The sequence below is a fragment of the Spirosoma sp. 48-14 genome, from assembly GCF_001898575.1.
Taxonomy (GTDB): Bacteria; Bacteroidota; Bacteroidia; order Cytophagales; family Spirosomataceae; genus Spirosoma.
The window spans coordinates 230,085-238,906 of the sequence record NZ_MKUD01000070.1; the positions used below are offsets into that span (position 1 = coordinate 230,085).

Annotated in this window: 6 protein-coding genes and 1 pseudogene; 4 read left to right on the top strand and 3 right to left on the bottom strand. The window is 49.0% G+C overall.

Annotated elements, in window-relative coordinates:
• Nucleotides 1-8 precede the first annotated feature (8 nt).
• The 3 genes from BGO59_RS30245 to BGO59_RS30255 form a co-directional block, all read right to left on the bottom strand.
• Nucleotides 9-1,484 (bottom strand): pentapeptide repeat-containing protein, encoded by a 1,476-nt coding sequence (locus BGO59_RS30245; RefSeq protein WP_293690436.1) that lies wholly within the window; start codon nucleotides 1,482-1,484, stop codon nucleotides 9-11.
• 89 nt (nucleotides 1,485-1,573) lie between these two features.
• Entirely contained in the window at nucleotides 1,574-2,224 is a 651-nt protein-coding gene (locus tag BGO59_RS30250) for a hypothetical protein (RefSeq protein WP_293690438.1), read from the bottom strand.
• Nucleotides 2,225-2,322: 98 nt separating this feature from the next.
• A complete protein-coding gene (locus tag BGO59_RS30255; RefSeq protein WP_293690440.1) occupies nucleotides 2,323-4,482 on the bottom strand; it encodes a TonB-dependent receptor in 2,160 nt (719 codons plus the stop codon).
• Nucleotides 4,483-4,709: 227 nt separating this feature from the next.
• Between BGO59_RS30255 and BGO59_RS30260 the strand changes: the two genes are divergently transcribed.
• The 4 genes and pseudogenes from BGO59_RS30260 to BGO59_RS30275 all read left to right on the top strand — a co-directional run.
• Nucleotides 4,710-5,285: a GNAT family protein gene (locus BGO59_RS30260; protein ID WP_293690442.1), complete on the top strand. Its 576-nt coding sequence runs from the start codon at nucleotides 4,710-4,712 to the stop codon at nucleotides 5,283-5,285.
• Between the two features lie 118 nt (nucleotides 5,286-5,403).
• Nucleotides 5,404-6,120, top strand: coding sequence for a (d)CMP kinase (cmk, locus tag BGO59_RS30265; protein WP_293690444.1), 717 nt, complete (start codon nucleotides 5,404-5,406; stop codon nucleotides 6,118-6,120).
• Between the two features lie 90 nt (nucleotides 6,121-6,210).
• Complete coding sequence (locus BGO59_RS30270) at nucleotides 6,211-7,278, top strand: FAD-binding oxidoreductase (RefSeq protein WP_293690446.1); 1,068 nt, start codon at nucleotides 6,211-6,213, stop codon at nucleotides 7,276-7,278.
• 121 nt (nucleotides 7,279-7,399) lie between these two features.
• A pseudogene (locus BGO59_RS30275) lies at nucleotides 7,400-8,822 on the top strand (hypothetical protein); the annotation flags it as partial.

Sequence of the window (8,822 nt, forward strand, 5' to 3'; positions counted from 1 at the left end):
CGTTGCAATTAAGCGTCGGGAGTTACAGCGGTATCGGTATTACGTATTTTATCCATGCTGATCGAGATCAACACCTGTTTAAGCGGCCAGTTCTGGAGTTCAACGCGGGCATCGTTGCCATACAGTAGTTTTAGTTTATCCTGAATGCTGCGAAGACCATAGCCGCCGTCCATATCGTCGGGGAACGATGGGCCATTGTCGTGTACACACAGGTGCAACTCCCTGGTTTTTTCGTAAATCCTGACGTCGATTCGACCCGAATCGGCCCGTTTGGTAATACCATGTTTGATGGCGTTTTCAACAATGGGCTGCAATAGAAACTGTGGTAATTTCAGGTCGTTGAGCGACGGGTCAGATACTTCTACGCTGAACGCGAGCCGATTGCCAAACCGGACCTGCTCTACCTGCAGGTAGGTGCGAACCATTTCCAGCTCGTCAGACAGGGTTGCATACAGCTCGCCGTTGCGTCCGGTCGAATACCGAAATAGTTTAGACAGGAGTAGTGTCATCTCTTCGGCCTTGTCGGGATCTTCGTGAACCAGGCTGGCAATGCTGTTGAGGGCGTTATACAGAAAATGCGGGTTGATTTTGGCTTGTAAAGCGTCGAGTTCGGCACGGGTTTTCAGTTTTTCCAGATTGAGCAACTGGAATTCCTGCTCGGAAAGTTTACGCGTCAGTTGCCGGCCTTGTTGTAATACGTACAAAAACATATTGGCTATTAGCAGGTCACCCATCACATAGGCATACCAGGGCGCCGTTTGGCCGATACCTTCTGGACGTTTCAGCAGCACTTCGACATGAGGCCGGCCCAGAACCTCATAGAGAGCCATATTCACGATAGTGAAGCTACAAATGATAATCAGGCTCATCATTACATGCCGGACCCATATGGCCGGAAACTGATTAATGAGCCAGCCTGAGAGTGCCCAGGTGAGCAAATAGGTGACTGCCCCATCCGTCATATTCTGAACAACCAGGAACTGATACAGACCAACCATATTCGGATCCTGCGTGGTTAGGATCAGATTGGTGAAGAAGATGATGGCGTTTGATCCATAAATCAGCAACGCTCCCAGCATCATCCCGATCAACGTACCCCAGCCCGGTTTTTGTAAAATGGTAGTTAGGGTAATTGGCTCTGGGCGTACCTCCGATTTTGAACGATATTTGCTCCGACCTGAAAAGTTGAAGGTAGCTCCTTCAACATTGGCTCCGGTCAGGTTTACCTCTTCCAGTGAGCTGAAATTCAGGTTGGCTTCGTAGAGGTCTGCATCCGTAAAGTCGGCCCCTTCCAGATTAGAGAAACTTAAGTTGGCCTGCCGGAGAATGGCTCCCCGAAAATTTGCTTTACCGAGATTCGAAAAGCTTAGATCAGCCTGAGTCAGATCAAGGCCGCTGAAGTCGAAATGTTCCAGATCGGAGCCCATCATATTGACTCGTCGGCCATTTTTGCCAATCGTACCAATGAGTTGTTCGCGCGTCATGTTCTTCGTTTACGGGTTACGGTCTTCAGTTTTCGGCTTACAAAGGGCTGAATAAACAGACTAACTATCGTAAGCCGAAAACCGTAAACTCATTTACACTTGGCTAATAGCGGTTCGATCTGCTTTTGCCCCCAGTTTGGCGACAGGTCGTTGGCAGGTTTAAATGTAGCAAATTTTTCGGCGGCCTGTTTCAGCACAGGGCAGGCAGTGGTGGGGCCACCACCAAACTGCTCGGGGGTGTACATCAGCGAGGTACCTTCCAGCACATACGGGCGTGGATTGGCGGCATTCAGGCTTTTCGCTTTCTCAATACCCGCCTGTGCCAATGGGCCATACTGCTGCCAGCGATTCATGGGATCGACCACCATTCGCGACTGGGCAATGTAGGCTTTCAGCACTGCCAGCTCGTCGTTATTGGGCGACAGGGCTTCGGCGGCTTTCAGATTCGCGTCGGCCTGGTCCAGGTATTTATCTTTGGCAGCTTCGTCTTTTCCCGTAAAGCCCAGATAAACGTACATCAAGCCCGCATAATATCGGGGTAGCCATTCCTTGGTTTCGACACTGGCGATGCGTTCAAACTGATTGGCTACTGCCTGTAAATCAGCGGTTGAGGTCTGCATGGTTTGCGTTTGCAGGGAGCCAATGGCCTGGCTCATGGCCTGCTTGTATTGGTCAGACTGCGCCCAGACTGGGGCTACTATACCGAGCGTGGTGATAACGAGGATGATAAGGGTTTTCATGAAGCTTATGTTTTAAGCGAGCCAGGTTCCAGTTTGACTCGATAATCGGTTTAAATGGCCAGCCTGGAACAATCCGCTGGAGCGGGCGGGCCAGTGAGTTATAATTCGTTGACGTTTACGTTGGCTTTTCGGGATAGCATAATCACACCACCCACAAAAAAGCTTCGATACGACTGTGGGCCCACTGCATACCGAGTTTTGTTGTCGGGAGTATAGCGGTAGGTGTATACATTATGTGTGTTGAGGATATTGTCGACCGATGCATACAGCACAACCAGATTTTTGTTGATTCGGGTAATGTGACTGGCCGAAAAACTGAGGTTATTAACCATCGGCGTCCGGTCGGCCAGAAACGTTTCATTGGTAGGATTGTAATACGGGCGACCGCTGCTGATGGTATACGTCAGGCCGAGGTTTGTGCTGATTTTCTCGAAATACCGTTTGCCAATCAGGCTGATGTTATGGCTCGAAATAAACGTTGGCGTAGCGGACACGGTGAACTGCTGGAAAAGCCGTTTCGAGTCGACATAGCTATACGTAATCCAGTAGTCGAGCCCTTTAATGGTTTTCTGATCACGCCAGAACATATCGAATCCTTGGGCATAGCCATTTCCCGAATTGTTGGTCTGGCCGATGGGAAAGCGGTAAGGGTTGGCGTCGTATGGCTGCCCAGTGAACTCACGGACCAATTCAGCGTAGTTTTTATAGAATGTTTCGATTCGGAAGGTGCGCTTATTTTTGATGATCTGATAGTTGAGGATCAGGTGATCGGCGCGTTCGTAGGTGAGGCTGCGATTCAGATAGAGGTACCGATAATCCGGAGTCTGGTAAAATTGCCCGTAGGCCAGTGAGATCTGACTGTACAGTCCGGTTTTATAAGCCATTGACAGGCGAGGTGCCAGGTTGAACCGATTGATGACCGACGAATATTCGCCCCGAAGTCCAAGCTGAATAGCCAGATTTCGGCCCAGGTAGGTTTGTGATTCGACAAACAGGGCTGCATAATTATCGTTGAGCGCGTAGCGGGTTCCCATAACCGTATTGCGAAGCGTAACCCGGCTGGCTTCCGTACCAAATAGCAATGTATTGTTATTGGGCAGCAATCGTGTTAGTACGGCTCGGCCCTGTAACCGCTCACTTGATCGGCCAAAATCGTAGGCATCGAAGGTGGTGGCATCTGTATCGTAGCTGTACGACAAGCCAGAGTAGAGTAACCAGCGACTATCGGCCCAGCTATCGGTATAGGTACTGGTGGTAAAAAAGTTGTTGTTTCGCTGTTTAAAAGCCGTTTTCCCGGCATTGCTCGATGGGTCGATGAAGTTCATGCCGAGCTGACTGGCCGAATACATACCGTAGAATTTGAGCATGCCGGTCTTGCTGGGTTGCAGCCGATAGGTGAGTGAGGTGCCTGCAAATTCGGGAACCTGTGTCCAGTCGATATTTTGTCGAACCAGGGCAAACAACGGTTTCAGATTGCCATAATAGCCTGTTGCCGAAATAGACGATTTATCGCTTGTATGATCGTAGCTCAATCCGGTGTTGGCCAGATTGACACTCAGGCCAAGCCCTTCATTTTGGGGCTTATCGGTCGTGTTCAGGAGCAGTACCGACGACAGCGCCTGACCATACTGGGCCGAATACCCGCCCGTACTGAACGAAGTACCTTTGAACATAAATGGCTGAAATCGTCCCCGCGACTGCACATCGGGCATCGAACTGAAATAGGGATTCTGTACAATCATGCCATCAATAACCACTTTAGCTTCTTCGCCTGAACCACCCCGGACAAACAAGCCCGTTTGTTCGCCCACTCGCTGTGTGCCGGGTAGTAGGTTCATCGCAGCTGTTATATCGGCATTGGCCCCGGCCGTGGTAACAATATCCATCGGTTTCAGCATGGTCATTCGCTTTTCATCCGATGCTTCAAACGAGCCAGCCGTAATGACTACCGTATTCAGTTCGTTGGCCGCTTCCTGAAGTCGAATGATTAGCGGTGTGGAACTGCCAAGGGTTATTTTCTGGCTAAAGGGTTCATAACCGATGTAGGACACGAGTAAGGTTGCCGTATCGTTTCGAACCGTAGTAAACCGGAAGGTGCCAGTACTATCGGTATTGCCGCCATCGTAGGTGCCTTTAAGAAAGACATTGGCACCGGGTAGGGTGCGGCCTTTCTGATCCAGCACGCGACCCGTCAGCCTGATTTGTGCCGTAGCCGTTGAGGAAAGGAGGAGTATGCAGAGGAAGTAAACAGGTTTCATCAGTGCGGTGGCTGTTTGGATGAACCAAAGCTATCACCTCGTAGAGTTGTGTTAACTCATTTTCTGACGAATCCCGGAAGGATTGGAGTAAACTAGGGTAGGGGCATGATGAAATTGTTGGCCCCTGATAGCCAGCCAGATCGGAAACTTACGTTGTTAAAAGCCAGTTTTAGACGATAAACATTTGGTAATATGCGTAGTTAGTGACGTAATTTACCTTTACACCTGTGACTCCGTCAACTACTACTTTGATTTGCTTCCCCCTTTCTATCGGTCAGTTGCGTCCCTGGCATGAGGGCGATGAAGATTCATTGATTCACCACGCCAGCAATCGACACATCTGGAACAATGTACGGGATTTTTTTCCGTACCCATACACCCCCCGCGATGCCCATTCCTGGATACGCTCCAACAAATCGTACCAGCAACCCAGCAACATGGCCATCGAAATAAATGGACAAGCTGTTGGGAACATCGGATTTACGGTAAAAGATGACATTTATCGTTACAATGCCGAAATTGGTTATTGGATCAGCGAAGACTTTTGGGGGCGTGGTGTAATGTCGGAAGCTGTTCCGATCATGACCAATTATATCTTTCAAAATTTTCAGGTAAACCGCATCTTTGCCTGTGTGCTGGAAGGAAATATTGGCTCCATGCGGGTGCTCGAGCATGCAGGCTATCGGCACGAGGCCATTCATCGGAAAGCAGCTGTTAAAAATAATCAATACCTCGACGAGCACATTTTTGCCATCCTTCGATCCGAGCACAAACAGTTAAATGCCGCAGAGGGTAGTAAGTAACTTGTAATACACCAATATTTCATTGGATTATAGTAGCTATTGCTAAAAACTTGCTTAACTATACGCCATTTTTGTGGTTATTTTGTAGGACTATTGCCGCTTCGGCGGACAACCATTCATGCCGAAGATCGTTATTGCCATTGACGGATACTCGAGCTGCGGGAAAAGTACAACCGCTAAAGCTGTAGCGGCCCGTATGGGCTACGGATATATTGATACCGGCGCTATGTATCGCGCTGTAAGTCTGTATTTTATCCAGGAGAAAGTATCGCTTTCCAGCCATCGGGATGTACTGATAGCACTGGATAATATCCACATCACGTTCAAGTTTAATTCGCGCACGGGTAAGAACGAAACCTGCCTGAACGGCTTGAATGTGGAAGATGAAATCCGCAAGATGTACATCTCCAACATCGTCAGCGAAGTTAGCGCTATCCCTGAAGTGCGTTGGGCTATGGTGGCGCAACAACAGCAAATGGGCCGCCGACGAGGGGTGGTGATGGACGGCCGTGATATTGGTACCAAAGTTTTTCCTGATGCCGAAGTGAAAGTGTTTATGACGGCCGATACCTATACACGGGCCCGGCGTCGTCAGCAGGAGCTACTGGCTAAGGGAGAGCTGGTCAACCTGGATGATATCATCAGCAACCTCGAGAAACGTGACCACATCGATACGACACGGGCTGAAAGCCCACTCGTTCAGGCTCCCGACGCCATTTTGCTGGATACATCGTACATGACTATCGAAGAACAGGTTGACTGGGTAATCGAACTTGCCGACCGACGTCTGGCCGAGCTGCACCGCGAACGGGCAAATAAGCTATTGGTAAAATAAACTAAAAACTAAGCAAGGAAGGAGAGGAGGAGGGCTAATGGCTTTCTCCTCTCCTTCCTTGCTTAGTTTTTAGTTACTGCCTGAAACTGTATGAACGTTGATTTTTTAATTGTGGGGCAAGGTGTGGCCGGATCAGCTCTTGCCTGGACTCTCGACCAACGCGGTTGTTCGGTCGTACTGGCCGATGATCCAGCGTTGCCAACGGCATCGACAGTAGCGGCCGGGATCGTGAATCCACTAACCGGTCGTAAGCTGGTTCGCACCTGGAAAGCCGATGAGTTGTTTCCGTTCCTACATGCCTTTTACACCCAGATCGAGCAGGAGCTGGGTGTTACGTTCTTTCAGTCCAAAAATATTTACCGTCCTTTTCGCTCACTGGACGAAAAAACGGCGTATCTAACTTATGTCAGTGAGCCCGATATTCAGCCTTATGTTGAGAAAGTGGCTGATGACCAGGCGTATAGCCCGTTTATTGCTAACCCATTCGGGGGTATCGAAGTGACGCAGGCAGGGTGGCTGGATTTAACTGAGTTTGTCAGAATTATTAAAGGGTATTTTATAAAAAAAAATCAATACTTCGAGGGGCGAATATTGCCCCAAGATCTGGCAATCAGTGATAATAAAGTAGAGTGGCAGGGATTGAATATTGGAAAAGTGCTATTTTGTGATGGGGTTCAAGCCCGCGAGAATCCATTATTTGACTGGCTTCCGTATAATCCCGTGAAAGGACAGGTTCTGACGGCGGTTGCGGAAAATTACTCTATTAAGAATATAGTCAATCAAGGCGTATTTATTTTGCCGGTTCGAGAAGGGTTGCTCAAAATTGGAGCTACGTATACCTGGCATGATCTGGATTGGCAAACAACCGACGACGGTCGCGAGTTTTTAGAATCGAAAGTGCAGCAGATTTTAAAAGTACCTTACAGAGTAGTGGCACAACAGGCTGGTATCCGACCCTCGACTAAAGATCGCCGTCCCTTTATCGGACTGCATCCTTTGCATCCGTCGGTTGGTATTTTTGGCGGTATGGGCACTAAAGGCGTGTCGCTCGCTCCTTATCTGGCGGAGCAATTTGCCCGGTATCTATTAGATGGCGAAGATTTAGAGCCCGAAGCGAATATTAGCCGTTGTGTTTCGTTATTATCGAGAAGTGAATAACTTAGGAGTTAGAAGTGGGGAGGGAGAATGACAGAGGCAGGAAGCTAGTGATGCGCCAGCCAGTCTCACCGTTCTGGTGCCCCGTTACTCGTTTCTCCTAATACCTGATTGCTAAACACGTATGCGAAATCAGTACATTTTGTTGTTGGGTCTGTGGCTGGGTGGATTTAGCGTGGCAACGGCGCAAAACTATCCATCGCTTGAACGGTTCGGGAAAAACCGTATTCAGTATCGGGACTTCGAGTGGAAAATTATCCGAACCTCCAATTTTGAGATTTACCATTATCAGGATGGGACTCAGATCGCCAATCTGACGGCCCAGTATGCCGAGTCGGAGTTCGATCGAATTACCGAATTGCTGGGGTATACGCCTTACAATCGGGTAAAGATATTCCTCTTTAACTCGCCCGCCGAACTAACACAAAGTAACATTGGCCTGAATGCGCAGAGTGGGCTTAACAGTCGTGAGCAAAACCTGTCGAAATCGCGGATTGAGCTGGCCTTTACGGGTGACCAGGTTAGTTTTCGGAAGCAGATCATACACGATGTCGCTATGTTGTTCGTGTACGATATGCTCTATGGGGGGAGCCTGAAAGATGCCTTACAAAGTTCATTGCTGCTAACTCTGCCCGATTGGTTCATGCCCGGTATTGCGTCGTACATTGCTGAAGGGAATAGCCTGGAGCTGGACGATCATATGCGGGATGTATCGCTTACTCGCCCGGTTCGGAAGCCATCGCTACTATCCGGAGCCGATGCAGAGCGGGTTGGCCATTCGATCTGGAATTATATTGTGCAGCGATACGGCCGGGATAACGTGTCAAATATTCTGAACCTGACTCGAATCATTCGGAACGAGCAAAACAGTATTTCCAGTACGCTGGGTATTCCGTATAGCCGATTCCTGCGCGAATGGCGGGAGTATTACGCGGGTATGGCCAGTCCATTTGCCCAGTCGAATACGTTGACAACAGACGGTTTTGAGTTCAATGTTGGTTCTGCCGATGATAAGACATCGCTGGTAAGTCTCAAGTTAAGTCCTGATAAACAGTTTATTGCATATTCGATATTACGGGATGGTAAGTTTCATGTTGAGGTTGTCAATACGGCTAATCGCAAGCATACAACGGTTTTGTCGGGGGGGTATCGGCTCGATGGCGAACTGATTCGTGCGAATACACCCCTGGTTGCCTGGCAGCGAGACAATAACCTGCTGATCATTACCGATGAATTGGGCGAAACGAATCTGTACCAATATAGTGGTTTTGACAAACACCCTAAACGCCAGTTCAAACGGAAAGTAAATGGCTTGTCGCAGGTTGTCTGGATGGATGCATCGGAAGATGGCGGAAGTCTGATTTTGAGTGCAGATCGAAAAGGTCAGAACGATCTCTTTCTTTACAGTATCAACCGGGGGTCGTATCAGCAGTTAACCAACGACCTGTATGATGATATGTACCCAGCTTTTATTGGTCGTACAGCGCGGCAGGTGGTGTTCAGCTCCAATCGCCGGGACGACACGCTGGGCGTTGATAAAGGATCGT